The organism is Rossellomorea vietnamensis, from assembly GCF_001305855.1.
Classification (GTDB): domain Bacteria; phylum Bacillota; class Bacilli; order Bacillales; family Bacillaceae_B; genus Rossellomorea; species Rossellomorea vietnamensis_A.
The window spans coordinates 121,234-144,728 of the sequence record NZ_LIXZ01000002.1 but is presented as its reverse complement, the minus strand read 5'-3'; the positions used below and the strand labels follow the sequence as shown (position 1 = coordinate 144,728).

Annotated in this window: 21 protein-coding genes and 2 tRNA genes; 22 read left to right on the top strand and 1 reads right to left on the bottom strand. The window is 43.7% G+C overall.

Going from position 1 to position 23,495, the window contains the following annotated elements; translation table 11 throughout:
- Window positions 1-3: 3 nt before the first annotated feature.
- Window positions 4-384: a YslB family protein gene (locus AM506_RS03750; RefSeq protein ID WP_082386234.1), complete on the bottom strand. Its 381-nt coding sequence runs from the start codon at window positions 382-384 to the stop codon at window positions 4-6.
- Window positions 385-792: 408 nt separating this feature from the next.
- Here AM506_RS03750 and AM506_RS03745 point away from each other — a divergent pair, with 408 nt between their 5' ends.
- The 22 genes from AM506_RS03745 to AM506_RS03640 all read left to right on the top strand — a co-directional run bounded on the left by AM506_RS03745 (window position 793) and on the right by AM506_RS03640 (window position 23,480).
- The gene (locus AM506_RS03745) at window positions 793-1,401 is read left to right on the top strand and encodes a succinate dehydrogenase cytochrome b558 subunit (RefSeq protein WP_060670969.1); all 609 of its coding nucleotides are present in this window, start codon (window positions 793-795) and stop codon (window positions 1,399-1,401) included.
- Window positions 1,402-1,472: 71 nt separating this feature from the next.
- Window positions 1,473-3,236, top strand: coding sequence for a succinate dehydrogenase flavoprotein subunit (gene sdhA, locus AM506_RS03740; RefSeq protein ID WP_060670967.1), 1,764 nt, complete (start codon window positions 1,473-1,475; stop codon window positions 3,234-3,236).
- Entirely contained in the window at window positions 3,236-4,003 is a 768-nt protein-coding gene (sdhB, locus tag AM506_RS03735; RefSeq protein ID WP_060671328.1) for a succinate dehydrogenase iron-sulfur subunit, read from the top strand. The genes sdhA and sdhB overlap by 1 nt, the downstream gene beginning before the upstream one ends.
- Before the next feature lie 393 nt (window positions 4,004-4,396).
- A complete protein-coding gene (locus AM506_RS03730; RefSeq protein ID WP_060670965.1) occupies window positions 4,397-5,983 on the top strand; it encodes a bifunctional metallophosphatase/5'-nucleotidase in 1,587 nt (528 codons plus the stop codon).
- A gap of 136 nt (window positions 5,984-6,119) precedes the next feature.
- Window positions 6,120-6,590 (top strand): acyl-CoA thioesterase, encoded by a 471-nt coding sequence (locus tag AM506_RS03725; protein ID WP_060670963.1) that lies wholly within the window; start codon window positions 6,120-6,122, stop codon window positions 6,588-6,590.
- A 145-nt stretch (window positions 6,591-6,735) separates the two neighbouring features.
- The gene (locus tag AM506_RS03720) at window positions 6,736-6,960 is read left to right on the top strand and encodes a helix-turn-helix domain-containing protein (RefSeq protein WP_032087424.1); all 225 of its coding nucleotides are present in this window, start codon (window positions 6,736-6,738) and stop codon (window positions 6,958-6,960) included.
- Window positions 6,961-7,227: 267 nt separating this feature from the next.
- On the top strand, window positions 7,228-7,686 hold the full coding sequence (locus AM506_RS03715) for a MarR family winged helix-turn-helix transcriptional regulator (protein ID WP_060670961.1): 459 nt from the start codon (window positions 7,228-7,230) through the stop codon (window positions 7,684-7,686).
- 9 nt (window positions 7,687-7,695) lie between these two features.
- Window positions 7,696-8,496 (top strand): glutamate racemase, encoded by an 801-nt coding sequence (racE, locus tag AM506_RS03710; protein WP_060670959.1) that lies wholly within the window; start codon window positions 7,696-7,698, stop codon window positions 8,494-8,496.
- 118 nt (window positions 8,497-8,614) lie between these two features.
- Complete coding sequence (locus AM506_RS03705) at window positions 8,615-9,691, top strand: GerMN domain-containing protein (protein WP_060670957.1); 1,077 nt, start codon at window positions 8,615-8,617, stop codon at window positions 9,689-9,691.
- A 122-nt stretch (window positions 9,692-9,813) separates the two neighbouring features.
- Window positions 9,814-10,551: a ribonuclease PH gene (gene rph / locus AM506_RS03700; protein WP_060670955.1), complete on the top strand. Its 738-nt coding sequence runs from the start codon at window positions 9,814-9,816 to the stop codon at window positions 10,549-10,551.
- A 16-nt stretch (window positions 10,552-10,567) separates the two neighbouring features.
- Complete coding sequence (locus AM506_RS03695) at window positions 10,568-11,164, top strand: XTP/dITP diphosphatase (RefSeq protein ID WP_060670953.1); 597 nt, start codon at window positions 10,568-10,570, stop codon at window positions 11,162-11,164.
- A gap of 13 nt (window positions 11,165-11,177) precedes the next feature.
- A complete protein-coding gene (locus tag AM506_RS03690; RefSeq protein ID WP_060670950.1) occupies window positions 11,178-11,687 on the top strand; it encodes a metallophosphoesterase in 510 nt (169 codons plus the stop codon).
- Window positions 11,688-11,851: 164 nt separating this feature from the next.
- Window positions 11,852-11,928: transfer RNA gene (locus AM506_RS03685), tRNA-Arg, on the top strand.
- 128 nt (window positions 11,929-12,056) lie between these two features.
- Window positions 12,057-12,133 (top strand) — tRNA-Arg (locus tag AM506_RS03680).
- 108 nt (window positions 12,134-12,241) lie between these two features.
- A complete protein-coding gene (locus tag AM506_RS03675; RefSeq protein ID WP_060670948.1) occupies window positions 12,242-13,246 on the top strand; it encodes a tetratricopeptide repeat protein in 1,005 nt (334 codons plus the stop codon).
- Window positions 13,247-13,406: 160 nt separating this feature from the next.
- Entirely contained in the window at window positions 13,407-14,693 is a 1,287-nt protein-coding gene (tig, locus tag AM506_RS03670) for a trigger factor (protein WP_060670946.1), read from the top strand.
- Between the two features lie 557 nt (window positions 14,694-15,250).
- Window positions 15,251-16,522: an ATP-dependent protease ATP-binding subunit ClpX gene (gene clpX, locus AM506_RS03665; RefSeq protein ID WP_060670944.1), complete on the top strand. Its 1,272-nt coding sequence runs from the start codon at window positions 15,251-15,253 to the stop codon at window positions 16,520-16,522.
- Window positions 16,523-16,600: 78 nt separating this feature from the next.
- Window positions 16,601-17,302 carry a diphthine--ammonia ligase gene (locus AM506_RS03660; RefSeq protein WP_060670941.1) on the top strand — a complete coding sequence of 234 codons (702 nt, stop codon included), beginning with the start codon at window positions 16,601-16,603 and terminating at the stop codon, window positions 17,300-17,302.
- Window positions 17,303-17,649: 347 nt separating this feature from the next.
- Entirely contained in the window at window positions 17,650-19,302 is a 1,653-nt protein-coding gene (gene lonB / locus AM506_RS03655) for an ATP-dependent protease LonB (RefSeq protein WP_060670939.1), read from the top strand.
- A gap of 192 nt (window positions 19,303-19,494) precedes the next feature.
- Window positions 19,495-21,798, top strand: coding sequence for an endopeptidase La (gene lon, locus AM506_RS03650; RefSeq protein WP_440480338.1), 2,304 nt, complete (start codon window positions 19,495-19,497; stop codon window positions 21,796-21,798).
- Window positions 21,795-22,379: a ribosome biogenesis GTP-binding protein YihA/YsxC gene (yihA, locus tag AM506_RS03645; protein WP_060670935.1), complete on the top strand. Its 585-nt coding sequence runs from the start codon at window positions 21,795-21,797 to the stop codon at window positions 22,377-22,379. The genes lon and yihA overlap by 4 nt, the downstream gene beginning before the upstream one ends.
- A gap of 318 nt (window positions 22,380-22,697) precedes the next feature.
- Complete coding sequence (locus AM506_RS03640) at window positions 22,698-23,480, top strand: transporter substrate-binding domain-containing protein (protein WP_060670933.1); 783 nt, start codon at window positions 22,698-22,700, stop codon at window positions 23,478-23,480.
- Window positions 23,481-23,495 lie beyond the last annotated feature (15 nt).

Genomic DNA, 23,495 nt, shown 5'->3' with positions numbered 1-23,495 from the left:
TGACTACTCAATCCGGTCTTTGTCGTCCCATCTTACAACCACTTTGACCGATTGACTCCGTTTATGTAATTCGTCAGCAGCTTCTGCCACACATTTTCTTTGAAGCTGAACTTGTTCGGCAATAAAGCCCGTTTCCAGTTTGAAGTTCACATCTGTTTTCAGAGACAGACGCCGTTCGATCACAGGTCCGTTCAATTCAAATGTCATCTCATTTCTCTTTTGTTCCAGAAGTGTAAGGGTGCCCCATCCTGCTTCATTGAAAAAGGAAGATATTTCTTCCATTGACTGAAGGGGGAATTTCCTCGCGAGCTGCTTTCCTCCCCAGTATAGGATATCGGGGGTGTGCTTCCCTAGTATGTCTGGAATCAAGATGTCGCGTAACATTTCGTATCCGAAGATTGGAACGGACGGCTGATGTGTTTCTTCTCTTTTCTGTTCCAAGTAAATCCCCTCTTTCTATAAAACTATTATATACATGAAAGAGGTAATTATCATCCCATACCTTGAAAAAATGACCTTGGGATATTTTGGTGCTATAATATTTATTGATTATTTATTAGAATTTTCGAACATTTAACCGGGCAAAACCTCATGTTTTCCGTTGTTGATCTATTGAAAATATTTTTGCGATATTGTCGAATTTATGTATACGTTTTCTTGACGCTTCCACTCCTTGGGAGTAAAATGAACATGTCACATTATTGTTACAATATAAAATATGTATCGTTGTCTAATCATCCGTGAAAGACATTAGAAAACGAATTCATATTTTATCATTAAGGGGGGTAAATCATGGCTGGAAATCGAGAATTTAATTATCGCAGGCTTCATTCATTGCTAGGTGTTATTCCAGTTGGATTATTTTTAACACAACATTTAGTCGTGAACCATTTTGCCACTGGTGGGGAAGAATCATTTAACCAGGCGGCACATTTTATGGAAAGTCTTCCTTTCCGTTATTTCCTTGAAATCTTTATCATCTTCCTTCCATTGTATTTCCATGCAATTTACGGAATTTACATTGCATTCACTTCCAAGAATAATGCAAGCAGGTTTGGTTATTTCCGTAACTGGATGTTTTTACTTCAACGCGTTTCCGGAGTGATCACATTTATATTCGTTACATGGCATATTTGGGAAACAAGAGTCGCTGCGGCGTTCGGAGCTGAAGTGAACTTCCAGATGATGGAGAACATTTTATCCAATCCGTTTATGTTAGGATTTTACGTGCTAGGTGTTCTTTCAACGATTTTCCACTTTGCAAATGGGTTATGGTCATTCTGCGTTAGCTGGGGACTTACGGTTACACCTCGTTCTCAATTAATTGCTACATATGTTACGATCGGGATTTTTGTCGCGTTATCGATTGTCGGTATGCGTGCAATCTTTGCCTTCGTATAAGCAGAAAAATATACGAGTCTGATAGATAAGCAAGTGCACTCGAAGTATGGTAGGAAAAGGAGTGAGTCACGATGAGTAAAGGTAAAATCATCGTTGTCGGTGGCGGTTTAGCCGGCCTGATGGCCACAATTAAAGCAGCAGAAAAAGGAACGCAAGTCGATTTATTCTCACTGGTACCCGTTAAGCGTTCTCACTCGGTATGCGCACAGGGTGGAATTAACGGAGCCGTTAATACAAAGGGAGAAGGGGATTCTCCTTGGGAACATTTCGATGATACGGTATATGGTGGGGATTTCTTAGCGAATCAACCGCCTGTTAAAGCAATGACAGAAGCAGCACCCGGGATCATTCACTTACTGGATCGTATGGGTGTCATGTTTAATCGTACACCTGAAGGGTTACTGGATTTCCGTCGCTTCGGTGGGACGCAGCATCACAGAACCGCTTTCGCTGGTGCGACCACTGGTCAGCAGCTATTATACGCTTTGGACGAGCAGGTACGCCGTCATGAAGTGGCTGGGTTAGTAAGCAAGTTCGAAGGCTGGGAATTCCTTGGAGTCGTCATTGACGATGAAGGTGTGGCAAGAGGGATCGTTGCCCAGAACCTTCAAACGATGGAAATCAAATCATTTGCAGCAGACGCCGTGATCATGGCATCAGGTGGACCGGGGATCATCTTCGGTAAATCTACGAACTCTGTCATCAATACAGGTTCTGCCGCATCGATTGTTTATCAACAAGGCGCTTATTATGCAAATGGTGAGTTCATCCAAATCCACCCGACAGCCATTCCTGGTGACGATAAGCTTCGTCTTATGAGTGAGTCGGCACGTGGTGAAGGTGGACGTGTCTGGACGTATAAAGACGGTAAGCCATGGTACTTCCTTGAGGAGAAGTATCCTGCATACGGTAACCTTGTACCCCGTGATATCGCAACACGTGAAATCTTTGATGTGTGCGTAAACCAAAAGCTTGGTATCAATGGCGAGAACATGGTTTACCTCGATCTATCTCATAAAGATTCAAAAGAGCTTGATATCAAGCTTGGCGGAATCATTGAAATCTATGAGAAGTTCATGGGAGATGACCCGCGTAAAGTACCAATGAAAATCTTCCCTGCCGTTCACTATTCAATGGGTGGACTATGGGTCGATTATGATCAAATGACGAATATTCCTGGTTTATTCGCTGCAGGGGAATGTGATTATTCTCAGCACGGTGGTAACCGCTTAGGGGCTAACTCATTACTATCCGCTATCTACGGCGGTATGGTTGCGGGTCCTAATGCGATTAAATATATTGAAGGACTTGAGAAAACAGTAGAATCTGTCCCAACTTCACTATTCGACCGCTATGTGAAACAGGAAGAAGAAAAATGGAACAACATCATGTCCCTGAATGGTACTGAGAATGCTTATGTCATCCATAAGGAGCTTGGGGAATGGATGACGGATAACGTAACGGTTGTACGTCATAATGACAAGCTTCAACAAACGGATGAAAAGATTCAGGAACTGATGGAACGTTACCAAAATATCAATATCAATGACACGGCTAAATGGAGCAACCAAGGGGCGACATTCACACGTCAATTGTGGAATATGCTGCAGCTTGCCCGCGTCATAACAATCGGTGCATTAAATCGTAACGAGAGCCGCGGAGCCCATTACAAACCTGACTTCCCGGATCGTAACGATGAGGAATTCCTGAAAACGACGATGGCAAAATACTATGCCGCGACGAACACTCCTGAATTCCATTACGAAGATGTAGATACATCACTGATTGCACCGCGTAAGCGTGACTATTCTAAGAGTAAAGGGGGAAGTAAATGATGAGTGAAAATAAAAAAGTCCGTTTTATCATTACTCGTCAAGAAAGTCCGGAAACTGCCCCTTTCCAAGAAGAGTTCGAACTTGATTACAGACCGAATATGAACGTCATTTCCGCCTTGATGGAAATCCGTCGTAATCCGGTCAATGCAAAAGGGGAACACACCACTCCGATCAACTGGGATATGAATTGTCTGGAAGAAGTGTGTGGAGCATGTTCTATGGTGATCAACGGAAAACCGAGACAGTCTTGTACAGCTTTGGTCGATCAATTGGAACAGCCGATCCGTCTTGAGCCTATGCGAACTTTCCCGGTTGTCCGTGACCTGCAGGTAGACCGCAGCCGCATGTTTGACAGCTTGAAAAAAGTGAAAGCATGGATCCCGATTGATGGAACATATGACCTCGGTCCTGGACCGCGTATGCCTGAGAAAAAACGTCAGTGGGCATATGAATTATCGAAATGTATGACATGTGGTGTATGTCTGGAAGCATGTCCGAACGTAAACAGTAAGTCTGACTTCATCGGGCCGGCACCATTATCTCAAGTACGCTTGTTCAATGCGCATCCAACTGGTGCCATGAATCAGGATGAGCGCCTAGAGTCAATCATGGGCGACGGTGGACTTGCCAACTGTGGGAACTCACAAAACTGTGTTCAATCTTGTCCAAAAGGAATTCCTTTGACAACTTCGATTGCGGCACTAAACCGTGAAACCACGTTCCAGATGTTCAAGAACTTCTTCGGAAGCGACCATATGGTTGATTGATACTTTCTAATGAAAAGCACTTTCCTTCGGGGGAGTGCTTTTTGTTTTCCACAAAAGGTCTATTTGATGAAAGGTCGTTTGAATAATAGACCGTTCCTTTTCGCTCCAAGCATTTGCTTTCCTCGGGGAGGAAGTCGAGCCTCCTCGGGCGTTGCCCTGCGGGGTCTCGACCTTTCCTCTATTTCCCGCAGGAGTCAAATGCCTTCCGCTTCAATCCACTCTGTGCTTCTTCATCTTTTCTGTTTGTAAGGGTTCAAGTGACTTATACATAGTGAAAATCAACCAGCACTTTCATTTAAAACAACAAAGCTTACAAGGTCAGTTTCATAAAAAAATAGGCTTTTGTACATAGTAGACTCATATATGGTTCTATAAGAAACTGGAGTGATGAGGTTGAAGTGGACTGGATTTATTATAGTGATTTTATTATTTACACTGCCCGTCATTGTTTTGGAAGAAGCTGAGGCAAAGGAGAAGGTGGAACCTTTGCGTCTGACGCTTCTGCATACGAATGATGTTCATTCCCATTTGGAGACCGTTCCGTATTTACACACTGCGATTAAAGAAGAATTTAAAAAGGATGGGGAAGCTCTTTTGCTGGATGCGGGGGATGTGTTTTCGGGTACGTTGTTTTTTAATGAGTATCTTGGACAGGCCGATGCTGAATTCATGAATGAGATTGGCTATGACGCCATGACGTTGGGTAATCATGAATTTGATAAGGGGAGTGAGGTGCTTGCGAACTTTATTAGGGTACTTTCCTTTCCAGTGGTGAGCGGCAATGTGGATGTCCGTCTTGATCCATCTCTTGCTCCTTTAATGCAAAGCTGGATTCCGGAACATCCACAAAGTGGAAATATCTACCCTTCCATCATTTTAACAGTCAAGGGAGTCAAGGTTGGAATCATCGGACTCACAACTGAGGATACGGCTTTTCTTTCTGCTCCAGATAAGGAAATAGTCTTTCGGGATGCCGAAAAGAAAGCGGTTGAGGAGGTTGCAAAACTTCAAGAGCGGGGCGTGAACCACATCATCCTGCTGTCTCATCTGGGAGTGCGACAAGACAAAGTGCTGGCTCAAAAAGTGAAAGGAATCGACATCATAGTCGGCGGCCATTCCCATACAAGACTGGAAACCCCGCTCGTGTACCATTTGAAATCAGAACCGACTCTGATCGTACAGGCAGATGAGTATGGGAAGTCACTTGGCAAATTAACGGCTGTATTTACCGAAAGAGGCATATTGACTGAGTGGGATGGTGAGCTGCTGAATGTGTTGGCCAAAGATCAAAAAGGGAATGACGTGTATCTTCCTGACCTTTTAGCAGAAAAGAGATTGGAGCAATTGCGCAAGCCCATTGAAAAGGTAAAGGAAATGAATGTTGGTGCAACCAACATTTCATTGAATGGAAATCGTCGGGACGTTCGGACAAAAGAGACTAATCTAGGCAACCTTATTACAGATGCCATGCTGGAAAAAGCAAATCAATATGCCCCGACTGATATTGCATTTCAAAATGGTGGAGGCATCAGGAGTTCCATCGGGGCAGGGAACATTACCATGGGGGAAGTGTTGGAGGTGCTGCCCTTTGGGAATACCCTTGTCACCTTGAATCTGACAGGGGAGGAGATCCTTCTCGCATTGGAACGTAGTGTGTCGGATCTGGACGGGGAAGCAGGTAAGTTCCTTCAAGTATCGGGCATGACATTTCACTTTGATCCCTCTAAGCCTATTGGTGACAGAATAATGGAAGTGGAAATACAAGGGGCTTCTCTTGACCGTTCCAAGATGTACCGGGTGGCCGTCAACGCATTCCTTGCAGGTGGAGGGGATGGTTATTCCGTATTGAAACAAGCGAAGGAAAAGGGCAGGATATCCGAGCTGCACCTCAATTTATATGAAGTGATGAGTGAGTATCTCACCACCCATTCCCCCGTTTCCCCGCAAGTGGAAGGAAGGATTCTGGAACGAAAAGAATAGGAAGGGAGGAGCCGTTTTTTTCTTGCCGGCTCCTTTTTTGATTATAGGTTTCATATTTTTCAGAAAAAGGGTATAATAAAATGAATGATCATTCATTTTTCGTTTTCAATACTGTTTACTAAAAGGAGGAGCCAATTTGAAACATTTTACATACATTAAAGATATAGAAACATGGCAAAAAGAATTTACATTTTCTATCCATATAAAGGTCCGGTTTTCTGAGACTGATATGTTTGGACATATGAATAACACCGTTCCATTTACGTATTTTGAAGAAGCCAGGATCGAATATTTAAAACACATTGGATTTATGCAGAACTGGGTTAAACCGGAGCACGATACGATTCCTGTCGTGGCAGATTTGCAATGTGATTTTGTAAAACAAGTATTCTTCGACGAAACGTTGAAGGTATATGTGATGGCAGATCGTGTTGGTCGCTCTTCAGTGGATTTACATTACATGGGTCTGAATGAAGAAGAACAGGTTTGCTTTACGGGCAGAGGAACCATGGTACAAATTTCGAAGGAAACTGGAAAAGGTGTCCCTTGGACGGAAGAAATGAAGGAAAAGCTCCATAGCAATAAGGTGGTCCAGAGCCCGGTTTAGGTTGTGAAAGAAACCGCTGCCTATTTTTCACTTAACTTCCTTCTCTATGTCACTCTAAACCGTACCTTCACATATGATATTTTGACGACCAACAATACCCATCCCCGCGGTTTAAAGCTGGCGAAGGCAAGGAGGGTTACCATAATTGAAGGACAATGATTTTACACACAAACCGTTGCTCACCAAAAGAGAAAAAGAAGTATTCGAACTGTTGGTTCAAGACAAAACAACTAAAGAAATTGCTAGTGATCTATTTATTAGCGAGAAAACAGTTCGAAATCATATTTCCAACGCCATGCAAAAGCTTGGAGTGAAGGGGCGATCTCAAGCTGTTGTAGAGCTTCTTCGCATGGGGGAACTCAAGCTTTAAATGTAAGGGACTGATTCTGATGCAGAACAATTAACGGGTTTCTAAACATGATGCCTATTAATGTTTGAATGAGAGTCAGTCTCTTTTAGTTCTGTTCCCTTTTGAGAACTTGTCTTGAATTTTTCCGCGAAAAAGGCGAAAATGCTAGTAAGGGGAATATAGGCTTGACCAATAATGGATATAAGAAGCTAAAACGGGAAGGCTTAAGCGTTCCGGTTTTTCATAAGGAGTAAATGTCCGGTTTCTGAATGTAAAAGGAGAGAAATAATGACGAATTCTAAAGAGCAATCCATTGAAGATATACAAGTTGTGGCAGATATCGAGAAAGACCTGCGATACATATCATCGATCATTAAGCAAAAGGGAAGAGAGATATTAAGTCAGTATACGATCACGCCTCCACAGTTCATCGCGCTGCAATGGTTATTCGAGTATGGGGATATGACAATTGGAGATCTTTCGAATAAAATGTACCTTGCATGCAGTACGACGACGGATCTTGTTGATCGTATGGAAAAAAACCAATTGGTCGAGCGGGTCAAGGATGAGAATGATCGTCGAGTCGTGCGCATTCATATGTTAAAAGAGGGCGAAAGAATTATTGAAGAAGTGATCAAGAAAAGGCAGAATTATTTACAGAGTGCCTTAACGGATTTCTCTTTTCAGGAAGTGTTATTATTAAAAGATCATTTAGCAAAACTTCATCAAGAAATCAAACCAGAATGAGGGAATAATGTGATTCAACCTATCGGCATCATTGATTCTGGGGTAGGGGGGCTCACCGTCGCGAGAGAAGTGATGCGTCAGCTGCCGAAAGAGACCATCTATTATTTAGGTGATACAGCCCGTTGTCCCTACGGACCCAGATCAGCTCAAGAAGTAAAAGCGTTCACGTGGGAAATGACTCAATATCTCATGCAATATGATATTAAAATGCTGATCATTGCCTGCAATACAGCCACTGCGGTAGTACTGGATGAAATTCAGACACACCTGGATATCCCGGTGATAGGGGTCATTCATCCTGGAGCCCGTGCTGCGATCAAGCATACCCATAATAAGAGAATCGGTGTCCTTGGAACCGTGGGGACGATCAATAGCGGCGCCTATGTAGATGCCCTTCACTCCCTGCACGGAAGCCTGGACGTCACGTCACTCGCCTGCCCGAAGTTTGTTCCGTTAGTGGAAAGTGGGGAGTACGACAGTTCCATGGCGACTGATATTGTAAGAGAGACACTTCATCCCCTTAAAGAGACCGGAATCGATACGTTGATCCTGGGTTGTACCCATTACCCATTGCTGCAGCCGAAGATTCAGGCGTATATGGGCCCGGAGATCAGTGTCATAAGCTCCGGGGACGAAACCGCCCGGGAAGTCAGTACGATCCTTGATTATTACAACCTCCTGTACAGGGGAGTCCTTCAGCCGGAACACCGCTTTTTCAATACGGGTTCTTCGGCGATTTTTTCTGAGATCGCCTCCGATTGGCTGAACCTCGGGGAAGTAAAAGCAGAAACCATCCGATTACAAGAGTAGGATCTTGTAGTCGGGTGGTTTTTTTATATTGTTGTCCTTCTTGTAAAAAGTTTCGGTCTATTTTTCGGAAGGGGCTCGTATATATGTTAGTACAAACTGTCTTTTAGGAGGTTTCCCAATGGCAAAAAAAGCGAAGGTGTCAATTGCTGTAACGGTTTTAGCTTCTTCTGTATATCTTTCCGGTTGTGGATTACTCAGTTTCGGTGATGACAAGGAGAAGATCGATCCTCCTCAAGACTTATCCTACTTAAAAGAAGGGGAGAAAGTCGATACAGCTAAGGGTGAGGATTCAGAGAAAAAGGTGAGCAAAGAAGAAGCAGGTGCTGAAACCGTCATGACGGAATTGTATTTAATTGATAAAAACGGCTACGTCGTATCCCAGTCCATCCCTCTTCCAAATCAGGAAAGCGTGGCCAAACAGGCAATTGAATACCTGGTGAAGAATGGTCCGGTAGAAAACATCCTGCCGAACGGATTCAGGGCAGTATTGCCGGCAGATACGCAAGTGACGGTTGATATTAAAGACGGAAAGGCGATTGCCGATTTTTCTCCGGAATTCAATAACTATCAGCCTGAAGATGAACAGAAAATCCTGCAGTCCGTGACATGGACCTTGACCCAGTTTGATTCGGTTGAAAAAGTCGAACTTCGTGTCAACGGATATCCTCTGACGGAGATGCCGGTGAACGGTACGCCGATCGACGAAAATGGATTAACAAGAAAAGTCGGGATCAATGTGGATACTTCAGGCGTTGTGGATCCGACGAGCACAAAACCGCTTACGGTGTATTATGTATCGCAATCAGATGATAAAACCTATTATGTTCCTGTCACAAAACGCGTCAGTTCCAAGTCCGTAGATGAAGTCAAGGCAGTGGTGAATGAGTTGATCGAAGGACCGGGTTATTCTTCTTCCCTGGCAAGCGACTTTACGGGGGCGAAGCTGTTGGATGATCCGAAGCTTGAGGATGGAACCGTCACACTGAACTTCAATGAAGCGGTGTATGGAAGCCTGGAAGAAAAGATGGTTTCTGAGCATATGCTGAATTCTCTCGTCCTTTCTTTAACAGAGCAAAAAGGGATCAAAGGGGTCTCCGTACTCGTAAATGGTGAAGCGACCACCGTCTCAAAAGACGGGAAAACGGTGACTGAACCTGTGACAAGACCAGAAAATGTGAACGCAATTAGTTTTTAAATCACGTTTTTTTGATATACTATGAATAGAAACACTTGAAAAGAGGTTGGCAGATTGCCGCCTCTTCTATTTTTGATTAAGCCACTTTTTACATAACGTACGAACAAACAGGAGGGAATTATATGAGAACAGACGGTAGAGAAAAGGATCAACTGCGTCATATTGAAATCGAGACAGGTTACGTCAAGCATCCGGAAGGTTCAGTATTGATAACGGTTGGTGAAACGAAGGTCATTTGTAATGCCAGCATCGAGGAGCGGGTTCCGCCATTTATGAGAAACAGTGGAAAAGGGTGGATCACGGCGGAATATTCCATGCTTCCGAGAGCGACTGAAACGAGAAATATCCGTGAATCGTCCAAGGGGAAAATATCCGGCAGAACGATGGAAATTCAACGTTTGATTGGACGTGCCCTGAGAGCGGTCGTTGACTTGGATGCTTTGGGAGAGCGCACGATCTGGATCGATTGTGATGTCATTCAAGCTGATGGCGGGACAAGGACGGCTTCCATCACAGGGGCATTCGTTGCCATGGCAATCGCCCTCGCAAAGCTTCAGGATAGTAAAAAGATTTCTTCATTCCCACTCAAGAGCTTTCTTGCTGCGACAAGTGTCGGGATTGTAGAAGAACACGGAGCGGTCCTTGATTTGAATTATATTGAAGACAGCAGCGCATTGGTGGATATGAACATCATCATGACGGGTGAGGGTGAATTTGTAGAGCTTCAGGGAACCGGTGAAGAAGCGACATTTACAATGGATCAATTACATCAATTATTGAAGCTTGGACAAGTTGGGATTCGCGAATTATTCCAAATCCAGCAGCAATCATTAGGTGATATCGTAAAAAGATTTCAATAAAGGGATGAGAGAGCCGATGACAAAACGAGTGATCATAGCCACAAAGAACAGAGGAAAAGCAAAAGAATTCCAACATATGTTTGCACCATACGGGTATGAGGTACAAACATTACTAGACCTTCCTCATATTGAGGATGTGGAAGAAACAGGCGAAACCTTTGAAGAGAATGCGATTTTAAAAGCGGAAACCGTAGCCAAAGAATTAGGGGAACTAGTGATTGCTGACGATTCGGGACTCTCCATCGATGCCCTGGAAGGTCGTCCAGGCGTCTATTCGGCCCGCTATGCCGGGGAAGAAAAGAGCGATGAAGCGAACATGGAGAAGGCATTGGGTGAGCTTGAGTCAGTGGAAGAAGCAGACAGAACGGCCCGTTTTTACTGTGTATTGGCCATTGCCGGTCCTGACATGGAAACGAAAACGGTGACAGGAACGTGTGAAGGGATGATCCTGCGGGATAAGAGGGGGACGAATGGGTTTGGCTACGACCCGATTTTCTTCGTGCCTTCCCTTGGGAAGACCATGGCCGAATTAACACAAGATGAAAAGAGTCAGATCAGTCATCGCGGGAACGCACTAAAAAAGCTCGGAAATGTGATTTCAGACTTAGTTTAAAGGGTGAATCTGAATGAAATTATTAGTTGTAAGTGACAGTCATGGATCCAAAGATGAATTGCTGGATCTATCAGAGAAGTACAAGTCCAGTGTAGACGCCATGATCCACTGTGGTGACTCGGAGTTGAGTGCAGATGATCCTGCATTGTCATCTTATCTGATTGTCCGGGGTAACTGTGACATGGATGCACGATTGCCTGACGATTTGGTAGAGAAGGTAGACGGGCAAACCATCATGGTAACTCACGGGCATCATTATGGAATCAAGATGTCATTGATGAAACTCCGATACAGAGCAGAAGAGGTAGGGGCGCAGTTTGTGTTCTTTGGTCATTCGCACACTCTGGCGGCAGAAATGATCAACGGCACATTATTCCTGAATCCCGGAAGCATCCTGCTGCCACGGGGGAGAAGTGAACGTACCTACGCATTAGTAGAAACTGAAGATCAAGACATAACATTCACATTCCTGACCCACGATCATGTTGTGCTGGATGAATTGACTCAAACATTTAAATTGTAATGACAGTGTGGGAACCCGTCGCTTACGGGTTCCCATCATAATTTGAGGTATAAAAAGCAAAGGTGAAAAATAAAATGAAAGTTTTTTTGAAAACCTGTTGACTTATTTATGCTATGTGAATATAATAAATATTGTCCTTGAAAAACAAATAACGAAAAAAACACGTCCCAGTAGCTCAGCTGGATAGAGCAACGCCCTTCTAAGGCGTCGGTCGGGAGTTCGAATCTCTCCTGGGACGCCAAATCATTACATACGAGCCTTGATATCAGGGTTTTGACTAATAAGGGGTACTGACACAGGGAACTGTGGGGTATCTCTTTTTTTATCCGATACATGGTGCGATAGTTTTTGAGTCATCTTATTCAATGTGTCCCAGTAGCTCAGCAGGATAGAGCAACAGTTTCCTAAACTGTAGGTCGGGAGTTCGAATCTCTTCTGGGACGCCATAAACCCTACATACGCAAAGCTTGCCTGGATCAGGCAGGCTTTTTTTGTTATCCAAATGATATCGTGCTAAACTAATACCAACTAAACAGTATAGGCAGGTACGTTTTATGAATAAGGGAAACCAAGAAGGTAAAGGAAAGATCGTACAGTTTCCAGGATTGAAGGATCGGCTCTTGGAAAAAGGAGTGCAGGCTTTGGAAAAAGGGGAAGCCCATGAATCTTCCCAGCTCCTTGCACAGGCCCATGAATTGGAACCGGATAATCCGGACATCAATACGGCACTCGTATTATCACTATATGAAAGCAAGCAATACGATCAGGCCGGATCCATATGCAAAGAGATGCTCCTCGAAGGAATCGGTGACTATTTCGAGGTCGTTGATATGTACTTAATGATTCTTATACAGCTTCACAAGCACGGTGAAGTGATCGATACAATCAATGCCCTTTTTGATGAAAGGGAAGTACCCTTTGAAAAGGAAGAACACTTCAGGAAGCTTCTCCATTTCAGTGAAAAAGTAGTGAACGGGAAAGCGGCAGTCCCTGAGAAAGAAGAGCAGCATGAAGATCAAACGTCGATCCTGACAGGGAAAAGCCTCGAGGAACAGACGCTCATCACGGCTCAGCTCGTTCATCGCAATATTCAGCCTTATATAGGAGAGCTGCAAGGGGTTTTACAGGATCCTGAAGCCCATCCATTTTTACAAACGATGATTTTAAATGTTTTAAAAGAGCATGGAATGGATAAAGAAGTAGTTGTGGTGAAGTTAGGAATGGAAGAGCGGGTTTATCCTGGAGCGTTGGAAGACGTTTTTGAGTCGGATTTCTTCACCGGGGTAACGCATGCCCTGGATGATCTCCTGGCCCAAACGAATCCTACTCTATTTCAGCATGCCCAGGAATTACTGAAACGTCATGCCTTTCTTCTCTATCCGTTTACACTGGAAGAAGATCCGGAAGAAATCGCGGCCGTATATGCCTACTACACAGCAGGTATGTTTGCCGATGCGATCCTTGAGGAAGAGTTAAAAGGACGGGTTGATACGATTCAAGCTAAAGGGATTCTATCAAGACTTGAGGAACTAGAGGAAATTTCCTCTCCGAATATTTAACCCCTCTCTGTTGAAAGACAGTGGCTGTATGTTATAATGTAATGGTTGTAATGTAAAAGTTTTTCATATATTTACGATGATAGTGCTAGATTCACACGGGACTATCTACTACTATGCGTAAAAAATTTAAGATCAACTATAGATTGTTGGAGGGAACAGTATGTCTGCAAAATGGGAAAAGCAAGAAGGAAACCAAGGAGTACTAACAATTGAAGTAGAAGCTGCAAAAGTAAACGAAGGTTTAGACGCAGCATTCAAAAAAGTTGTGAAACAAGTGAACGTACCAGGATTCCGTAAAGGGAAAATGCCTCGTGGAATGTTCGAAAAACGTTTTGGTGTAGAATCACTTTACCAGGATGCATTAGATTTCATCTTACCTGAAGCGTATGCGAAAGCAATCGAAGAAACAGGAATCGATCCGATCGACCGTCCTGAAATCGATGTTGAGCAAATGGAAAAAGGCAAAGATCTTATCTTCACTGCTAAAGTACAAGTGAAACCAGAAGTGAAGCTTGGCGACTACAAAGGTCTTGAAGTAGAAAAAATGGAAACAGAAGTCACAGCTGAAGATGTTGAAGCGGAACTTACTTCACTTCAAGAGAAACAAGCTGAGCTTGCTGTCAAAGAAGATGGAAAAGCTGAAGAAGGCGACACAGTGACAATGGATTTCGAAGGATTCGTTGACGGTGAAGCATTCGAAGGCGGCCAGGCTGAGAACTACTCACTTGAATTAGGTTCTGGTCAATTCATCCCAGGCTTTGAAGAACAATTAGTCGGTGTTACATCAGGAGAAGAGAAAGAAGTAGAAGTAAACTTCCCTGAGGAATACCATGCAGCAGAATTAGCTGGTAAGCCTGCTACCTTCAAAGTGAAAGTTCACGAAATCAAAGCGAAAGAACTTCCTGCACTTGATGATGAGTTCGCAAAAGACGCAGACGAAGAAGTAGAAACGCTTGCTGAACTAAAAGAAAAAATCGAAAAACGCCTTCAAGAGTCTAAAAAGAACGAAGCTGAAACAGCAGTTCGTGAAACTCTTGTAAATAAAGCTTCTGATAATGCTGAAGTTGAAATTCCGGAAGTAATGGTTAAAGCTGAAGTAGACCGTATGATGCAAGAGTTCGAACAACGCCTGCAAATGCAAGGTATGAACCTTGATCTTTACTTCCAATTCTCTGGTCAATCAGAAGAAGATCTTCGCGGTCAAATGACAGAGGATGCCGGCAAACGCGTTCGCACAAACTTAACACTTGAAGCAATCGCTGCAGCGGAAAACCTTGAAGTAACCGATGAAGAAGCAGAAGAAGAAGTAAACAAAATGGCTGAACAATACAATATGACTGCTGATAACATCAAACAAGCACTAGGCGGCCTTGACACACTTAAAGCTGACCTTAAAGTACGTAAAGCAGTAGAATTCCTTGTTGAAAACAGCAAAACTGTAGCATAATAAAAATAGCAAACAAGGCGCGAATCATTCGTGCCTTGTTTTGTACAATGAACGGTCATATTACACCGTATTTTGGCTCATTCGTGTGAAACGAACGTTTCACACGCTTTTCAAGCTTTGCTGAAAAGTTGCCACAGAAACAAAAAACGAATGGGCAAACGAGTTTGCTCCAGGCGTTTTTTGTTTCTGTGGCAAAATGAGCCAAAATACTATACTCTATCTAATAAGAAACTTTTCCATCAAACAAGAATAAGAACCACTATTTTTGGAAAAAGCTTATGAAGCGGGGTTGCATTACTTTTTCACCATGAACATACATAATAAGATTCCTTACATTTCCTTACTTCAATTGGACAAAATAAACATTGGCAATGTAAAAGATTTGCTAAAATGCACGATACATAATAAGATGATTCTTAAGAATCGTATCAATTTCTTTACGAACATATAATATGATAAAATGCAGTACATAACTTTAGGTAATAGGGATGTAAGGAATCGTTCGTTTGATGAAACAGGCACGATTTTATGAAGTTTTAACGAAGGGGTGAAAATCATTGTTTAAATTTAATGATGAAAAAGGGCAGCTAAAATGTTCTTTTTGCGGAAAAACACAAGACCAAGTTCGTAAACTAGTCGCTGGACCAGGTGTGTATATTTGTGACGAGTGCATCGAGCTTTGCACAGAAATCGTAGAAGAAGAGCTGGGGACAGAAGAAGAAGTGGAATTTAAAGACGTACCGAAACCACGCGAAATCCGGGAAATCCTGGACGAGTACGTCATCGGGCAGGATCAGGCGAAGAAATCACTTGCCGTAGCCGTCTACAACCACTACAAGCGTATCAACTCCAGCAGTAAAGTCGATGACGTTGAACTGTCTAAGAGTAATATCGCCATGATTGGACCGACTGGTAGCGGGAAAACCCTCCTTGCCCAAACACTGGCACGTATTCTTAACGTTCCTTTCGCCATCGCCGACGCGACTTCTTTAACAGAAGCCGGTTACGTTGGGGAAGACGTAGAGAATATCCTACTGAAACTGATCCAGGCAGCTGACTACGATGTAGAAAAAGCTGAAAAAGGAATCATCTACATCGATGAAATCGATAAAGTGGCAAGAAAATCCGAAAATCCGTCCATCACAAGAGATGTTTCAGGTGAAGGGGTACAACAAGCCCTCTTGAAAATTCTTGAAGGTACGGTAGCAAGCGTTCCACCACAAGGCGGACGCAAACATCCTCATCAGGAATTCATTCAAATCGATACGTCCAATGTCCTATTCATTTGTGGTGGAGCATTCGACGGTATTGAACAAATCATCAAACGCCGTTTAGGTCAAAAGATAATCGGATTTGGTTCTGATCCTAAAAACGCTGAAGTGAAAGAAGATAAGTCGCTACTTTCTAAAGTTCTTCCTGAAGACTTGTTGAAGTTCGGATTGATTCCGGAATTCATCGGTCGTTTACCAGTGATTTCAAGCCTTGAGCCTCTTGATGAAGAAGCACTGGTTGAAATCCTGACTAAACCTAAAAACGCATTGGTAAAACAATACCAAAAAATGCTTGAATTGGATGAGGTCGAGCTTGAGTTCACAGAAGATGCCCTGCTTGAAATCTCTAAAAAAGCGATTGAGCGTAAAACAGGTGCACGTGGATTACGTTCCATCATCGAAACCATGATGCTCGATGTGATGTTCGATCTTCCTTCCCGTGATGATATTAAAAAATGTATCATTACGAAAGAGACGATCCTTGAAGATGCAGCTCCTCATTTAATGCTTGAGGATGGCACGATGATCGATCCAAACGAAGAAAAGACATCAGCTTAATAGCTTAACGTAAAGCCAAGAATGATCATTCATTCTTGGCTTTTTTACGACTGAAGATACAGAAGGGGGAGGGGACAATTGGACAGGAAGAAAACCAAAGTGGCCATTAGCTGGAGTGGCGGGAAAGACGGGTGTCTGGCTTTGTATCGTACTTTAAAAAACGAAAAAGAAGTAGTGTGCCTGGTTTCCATGGTTTCTGAAAAATATGAACGGAATCATGCACACGGTCTGCGGTTGGAAATCGTGAAACAGCAAGCAAAAGCATTGGATATTCCCCTGGTAATGGTGAATTCCGGAGATGATTATGAACAAGCCCTCATTCAAGAATTAATGAAGTTAAACGAGGAGAAAGGGGTAGAAGAAATAGTCTTTGGAAGCTTATATGCAGAAGAAGATCGAAAGTGGAATGAAGAAGTGGCAACGAAAGCAGGTTTGAAACCCTCTTTCCCCGTGTGGATATCGGAGGGGGAAAGCAGTCAATTACTGAAAGAATTCATCACACTTGGATTCTCTGCCGTCATATGCAGGGCATCCGCCAAAGTATTCGATCCATCCTGGGCCAGCAAAATGCTCGACTGGGAATTTTATAAGGATATCCATCATATAAAAGGCTGCTGCGTCATGGGAGAAGCAGGCGAATACCACACCTTCGTCCTGGACGGTCCCATCTTCTCCCAAAAAATTCATCTAGTGAAATCAGGAGTGGTCTTAAACTCAGGACTCTGGTCTTTGGATATAGAGGATTGTCAATTATTAGAGAAGAAAGGTGAAATGGATTGAATTAGTGGACCTTAAGAACAGTGGGGATATACATATAAGTGTAACAGCAAAAAAAATAAATTAAATCCATTGTGTTGATTAGAGCGGAAGGTGCTCGACTCCAGCGGGAAACGCGTGAAAGTTGAGACCCCGCAGGGCATTGCCCGAGGAGGCTCAACTCACGCCCCGCGGAAAGCGAGCACCTGCAGCGGAAATCAACCAGCACACCCTAGGTATATAGGATTAGAAGCATTATCCATTTTTTTATCCCTTTCTGAACCATCCACTCACCGAATTTTTTTGTTTATTCCCACAAGGTCAAGGAGATACTAACCGATAACAACTTGTATCTACTTGGAGGGAGACGAATGAGCTTTACGAGCATCGCTTTATTCATCCAATTATTCTTCGGAATCATCATTGGATTGTACTTCTGGAACCTGTTAAAAAACCAGCGAACGCAAAAAGTTTCCATTGACCGTGAATCAAAAAAAGAGATGGAAGAACTCCGAAAGATGAGATCCATTTCATTAACCGAACCCCTTGCCGAAAAAGTAAGACCCTCAAGCTTTGAAGATATTGTCGGGCAGGAAGATGGAATTAAAGCATTAAAAGCAGCGATATGCAGCCCGAATCCCCAGCATGTCATCATTTATGGACCGCCCGGTGTCGGAAAAACGGCAGCAGCCCGTCTTGTCCTGGAAGAAGCAAAGAAAAATATGAAATCCCCATTCAGATCTTCTGCTGTTTTTGTTGAATTGGATGCCACAACGGCACGATTCGATGAACGGGGAATTGCCGATCCGCTGATTGGTTCCGTCCATGACCCCATTTATCAAGGGGCAGGAGCCATGGGACAGGCCGGGATCCCGCAACCAAAGCAAGGTGCTGTGACGAATGCCCATGGAGGCGTATTGTTCATTGATGAAATCGGGGAATTGCATCCCATTCAATTGAATAAGCTATTAAAAGTGTTAGAAGACCGCAGAGTATTCCTTGAAAGCGCCTATTACAATGAAGAAAATCATCAAATTCCCACGCATATACATGATATTTTCAAAAACGGACTTCCGGCTGATTTCCGCTTGATCGGTGCCACGACCCGTACACCGAATGAACTCCCTCCGGCGATCCGCTCCAGATGCATGGAAGTCTTTTTCAGGGAGCTTGAGCATGATGAAGTGAAAAAGGTAGCGGAAGGAGCCGTAGAGAAAGTAGAAATGACGATCAGTGACAAAGGGCTCGAAACACTTGCATCTTATGCCCGTAACGGCCGTGAAGCAGTGAATATGGTCCAGATTGCAGCAGGGGTCGCCATTACAGAGAATAGAAAAGAAATTTATGATCATGAGCTCGAATGGATCATTCAATCCAGTCAGCTGTCCCCGCGCTATCAGAAGAAAATCAATGAAGAGGCAACAATCGGTCTCGTCAATGGGTTAGCCGTGACAGGGCCAAATACCGGTTCTTTACTTGAGATTGAAGTAAATGTCCTTCCCGCAACGGATAAAGGCACCATCAATGTGACGGGAATCGTAGAAGAAGAAAGCATCGGGGACCGGAGTAAATCCATCAGGAGGAAAAGCATGGCGAAAGGCTCGATCGAAAATGTGATCACCGTTCTTCGTTCCATGGGGGTGCCTGCCGATCAGTATGATATACATGTGAATTTTCCAGGCGGAGTGCCGGTCGACGGACCTTCTGCAGGGATTGCCATGGCGCTTGGGATTTACTCGGCCATTTACCGGATACCCATCAAGCATACGATTGCTGTCACAGGGGAAATCAGTATTCATGGATCCGTTAAGCCTGTCGGCGGGGTGTATCCTAAAGTGAAAGGTGCGAAGCTCGCCGGTGCTACCATGGCCATCATTCCGTACGACAACCAACAGGCAATGTTAAGAGAGATTGAAGGAATCGAAGTGGTTCCGGTCAAACAGCTTAAGGAAGTGCTTGACCTCGCCTTGATGAAGGACCAGGTTCCCCAGGGCGTTACTGAACAAAATAAGAAAAGTGTATAGACTGTTGACCGATTCGGGTCTATCCGAATCGGTTTGTTTTTGAATAGATGGAAAATGGAATAAGGGAGAGCTTTATCGAATAAAGTTGTAAATACCTATTTAATAGACACTACCTAGTAAATAAGTTAGAATTGTACAAAGACTCAAGAGCAAAATTCGGAGGTGTTATATGTGGCAAAACAAAATAATTTAATGGTTCCCCTCCTTCCATTGAGAGGCTTACTTGTGTATCCAACAATGGTCTTGCATTTAGATGTTGGACGTGAGCGCTCCGTTCAGGCTTTAGAAAAAGCCATGATGGATGATCATTTAATTTTCTTAACGACTCAAAGAGATATGAATATAGATGAGCCAACACAGGAAGATTTCTACGAGATGGGGACTCTGACAAAGGTCAAGCAGATGCTCAAACTGCCTAACGGGACCATCAGGGTGCTGGTCGAGGGAATGAACCGTGCGTCGATTACTTCATTCACCGGGCAAAAGGATTTCTATGAAGTAAGTGTGAAGGAATTCCATGATGATGAAGGTAAGGAATCGGAAACAGACGCGTTGATGAGGACGTTATTGAACTATTTCGAACAATACATAAAGCTATCAAAGAAAGTTTCAGCCGAAACGTATTCAACCGTATCGGATATTGAAGAACCGGGAAGGCTTGCGGATATCGTGGCATCCCATCTGCCCCTGAAAATGAAGGAAAAGCAGAACGTCCTGGAAACACTCGACATTAAGAAGCGGCTTCAAATGGTGATCGAAACGATTAACAATGAAAAAGAAGTGCTCAGCCTAGAGAAAAAAATCGGGCAGCGTGTCAAACGTTCGATGGAAAGAACCCAGAAAGAGTATTATCTTCGTGAGCAAATGAAAGCCATTCAGAAAGAGTTGGGTGACAAAGAAGGTAAAACGGGCGAAATTGAAGATTTAACGGCTAAAATCGAACAGGCCAATATGCCTGAAGAAGTGGAACTTACGGCATTAAAGGAGCTTGCACGCTATGAGAAGGTGCCTTCAAGTTCTGCTGAAAGCTCTGTGATCCGTAATTACATCGAGTGGCTTGTTTCATTGCCATGGTCCACGGAAACAGAAGATCAATTGGACATCAAGCGTTCTGAACAGATTTTAAACCGGGATCATTATGGTCTTGAAAAAGTTAAGGAAAGAGTGCTCGAATATCTTGCCGTTCAACAATTGACTCAATCACTGAAAGGACCGATCCTGTGTCTCGCCGGACCTCCAGGAGTCGGGAAAACGAGCTTGGCCCGTTCAGTTGCTGAATCTCTGGGACGGAATTTTGTCCGCATCTCCCTTGGAGGCGTCCGGGACGAATCCGAAATCAGGGGGCACAGACGTACCTATGTAGGAGCCATGCCGGGCAGAATCATCCGGGGAATGAAAAAGGCAGGTACGATCAACCCTGTGTTCCTTCTCGATGAAATCGATAAAATGTCAAGTGATTTCAGGGGAGATCCTTCTTCTGCGATGCTTGAGGTACTCGATCCCGAACAAAATTCAAACTTCAGTGATCACTATATTGAAGAGACATACGACTTATCAAAAGTGATGTTCATTGCAACGGCAAATGACCTTTCAACCATTCCGGGACCACTCCGGGACAGGATGGAAATCATTACGATTGCCGGTTACACGGAACTTGAAAAGTTAAACATCGCGAAGCATCATTTACTGGACAAGCAGATCAAAGATCACGGTTTATCCAAATCGAAGCTTCAAGTGAGAGATGAGGCAATCGTTGATATCGTCCGCTATTATACAAGGGAAGCCGGTGTGAGGAGCCTGGAGCGTCAGCTGGCAGCTCTCTGCAGAAAAACGGCGAAGATCATCGTTTCGGGGGATAAGAAGCGAGTCGTGATCACTTCAAGCAATATAGAAGAGTTCCTAGGGAAGAAGAAATTCCGTTACGGCCAGGCAGAAATCGAAAATCAAATCGGTGTATCAACTGGTCTTGCCTATACGACGGTCGGCGGAGACACCCTTCAAATTGAAGTATCCCTCGCCCCTGGTAAAGGGAAGCTTGTACTGACCGGGAAACTGGGAGATGTCATGAAGGAGTCTGCTCAGACAGCCTTCAGCTACGTCCGTTCAAAGGCAGGGGTGCTTGGAATTGATGAGAATTTCCACGAGAAACATGATATTCACATCCACGTTCCCGAAGGAGCAGTCCCGAAAGACGGTCCTTCTGCCGGAATCACGATCACGACGGCACTCGTATCAGCCCTGACAGGGAAATACGTGAACCGTGAAGTCGGGATGACAGGTGAAATGACCCTGAGAGGAAGAGTCCTTCCGATCGGCGGAGTGAAAGAAAAAACATTAAGCGCTCATCGTGCCGGAATTAAAACGATTATCCTTCCGAAAGATAATGAAAAGGATATAGATGATATTCCTGAAAGTGTAAGGGAAGAATTAACGTTCATCCTTGTCTCCCACATCGATGAAGTCTTAGAGAAAGCATTAGTAGGTGAAAAGAAGTGAAAGTAAATCAAGTTGAGCTAGTCATCAGTGCAGTCAGGCCTGAACAATATCCTGGCGACATCCTTCCTGAGTTTGCCTTAGCCGGACGCTCGAACGTAGGAAAATCATCATTCATCAATAAAATGATCGGCAGGAAGAGCATGGCGAGGATTTCATCCAAGCCTGGAAAAACCCAGACGCTGAATTTTTATAAAATAGAAGAGACCCTCTATTATGTAGATGTTCCCGGTTACGGTTTTGCCAAAGTATCCAAGACAGAGCGGGAAGCATGGGGAAAGATGATCGAAACCTACATCACTTCCCGGGAGCAGCTAAGGGCGGTCATCCTGATCGTGGACCTGCGTCATGCCCCTACCAACGATGATGTCATGATGTATGATTTCCTAAAGCATCACGGCCTGCCGTGTATCGTCATTGCCACCAAAGCGGACAAGATCCCCAAAGGCAAATGGCAGAAGCACCTGAAAGTCACAAGAGAAACCCTGAACATGGACAGCGAAGACGACCTTATCATGTTCTCTTCCGAAACAGGCCTTGGAAAAGACAAAGCCTGGGACGCCATCAGGTCGTATTATAAATAATCTTATAAAGAACCGATTTCCATATATGGAGATCGGTTCTTTTTTTTGACTACAGAACTTATAGCTAAAAAGTAGTATTAAAGAAGGTCTACCGAAGTCCGTATAAGGTTTATTGGCCTATATGGTCAAAGCATATGAAAGGAAATGAAAGGATAGGGACGCATATGTATCTGAAACCAAGCTGAATCGGTTTCATCCACTAAAATGGATAATTATAAGCCGTGGAAGCTATATTTGAATTTTGAGAATTTTCTCTTTTGTTGATAAAATTATGAAAGATTAAAAATATTACAAGCTACATAAGGGGGACTCTAGACAGTGAAGAATTGGAAAAGCCTAGTCATTTTAGTACTTGCTGCACTTCTTCTATCCGCTTGCGGAGACAAAGCCACAACAAAGAGTGGTGCGAAGTTAGTGGAGGAAGGCAAATTCGTTTATGCAGCTTCAGGTGAATTCAAGCCTTTCAGTGTGACGAATAATGATGGAACCATGTCAGGTTTCGATATTGAAGTGGCAGAAGCCGTAGCGAAAGAAATGGGTCTTGAACCCGAACAGAAGAAATTTAAATTTGCAGGAATTGTAGAAGGGGTTAAATCCGGACGTTTCGACGCGGCGGTTGCCAGTCATACGATCACGGAGGACCGTTTGAAGGAAGTGGACTTCTCAACTCCTTATTATTATTCAGGACCACAGATTTTCGTCCGCAAAGACAGTGATGTTGAAACCCTGGATGATTTAAAGGACAAGGAAATTGCCGTATCCAAAGGGTCCACGTACTCAGATACAGCAAAGGAAGTAACGGATAAAATTCAGGCGTATGATAGTGACGTTGTCGCACTCGAAGCGTTAAATAAAGGGAAACATGATGCCGTCATCACAGACTTCATCACTGGTAAAGAAGCGATCGCTTCTGGTCTCGACATTGAAGCGCGTGAACTGATCGGCCGCAGTGAGCAGGCGATCGCCGTGAGTAAAGATAATGAAAAACTATTGAAAGAAGTCAATAAAGCTCTTGAAACATTAAGAGAAGACGGTACTTTAAAGAAAATCAGTGAAAAATATTTCAAAACAGACATTACATCAGATCCTGAGAAAGAGTAAGAGCAGCATGACACA

Coding starts and splice junctions, on each gene's coding strand:
- AM506_RS03750 (WP_082386234.1), bottom strand. CDS start 384: ATGTTACGCGACATCTTGATTCCAGACATACTAGGGAAGCACACCCCC.
- AM506_RS03745 (WP_060670969.1), top strand. CDS start 793: ATGGCTGGAAATCGAGAATTTAATTATCGCAGGCTTCATTCATTGCTA.
- sdhA (WP_060670967.1), top strand. CDS start 1,473: ATGAGTAAAGGTAAAATCATCGTTGTCGGTGGCGGTTTAGCCGGCCTG.
- sdhB (WP_060671328.1), top strand. CDS start 3,236: ATGAGTGAAAATAAAAAAGTCCGTTTTATCATTACTCGTCAAGAAAGT.
- AM506_RS03715 (WP_060670961.1), top strand. CDS start 7,228: ATGACGAATTCTAAAGAGCAATCCATTGAAGATATACAAGTTGTGGCA.
- AM506_RS03705 (WP_060670957.1), top strand. CDS start 8,615: ATGGCAAAAAAAGCGAAGGTGTCAATTGCTGTAACGGTTTTAGCTTCT.
- rph (WP_060670955.1), top strand. CDS start 9,814: ATGAGAACAGACGGTAGAGAAAAGGATCAACTGCGTCATATTGAAATC.
- AM506_RS03695 (WP_060670953.1), top strand. CDS start 10,568: ATGACAAAACGAGTGATCATAGCCACAAAGAACAGAGGAAAAGCAAAA.
- AM506_RS03690 (WP_060670950.1), top strand. CDS start 11,178: ATGAAATTATTAGTTGTAAGTGACAGTCATGGATCCAAAGATGAATTG.
- AM506_RS03675 (WP_060670948.1), top strand. CDS start 12,242: ATGAATAAGGGAAACCAAGAAGGTAAAGGAAAGATCGTACAGTTTCCA.
- tig (WP_060670946.1), top strand. CDS start 13,407: ATGTCTGCAAAATGGGAAAAGCAAGAAGGAAACCAAGGAGTACTAACA.
- lonB (WP_060670939.1), top strand. CDS start 17,650: ATGAGCTTTACGAGCATCGCTTTATTCATCCAATTATTCTTCGGAATC.
- lon (WP_440480338.1), top strand. CDS start 19,495: ATGGTTCCCCTCCTTCCATTGAGAGGCTTACTTGTGTATCCAACAATG.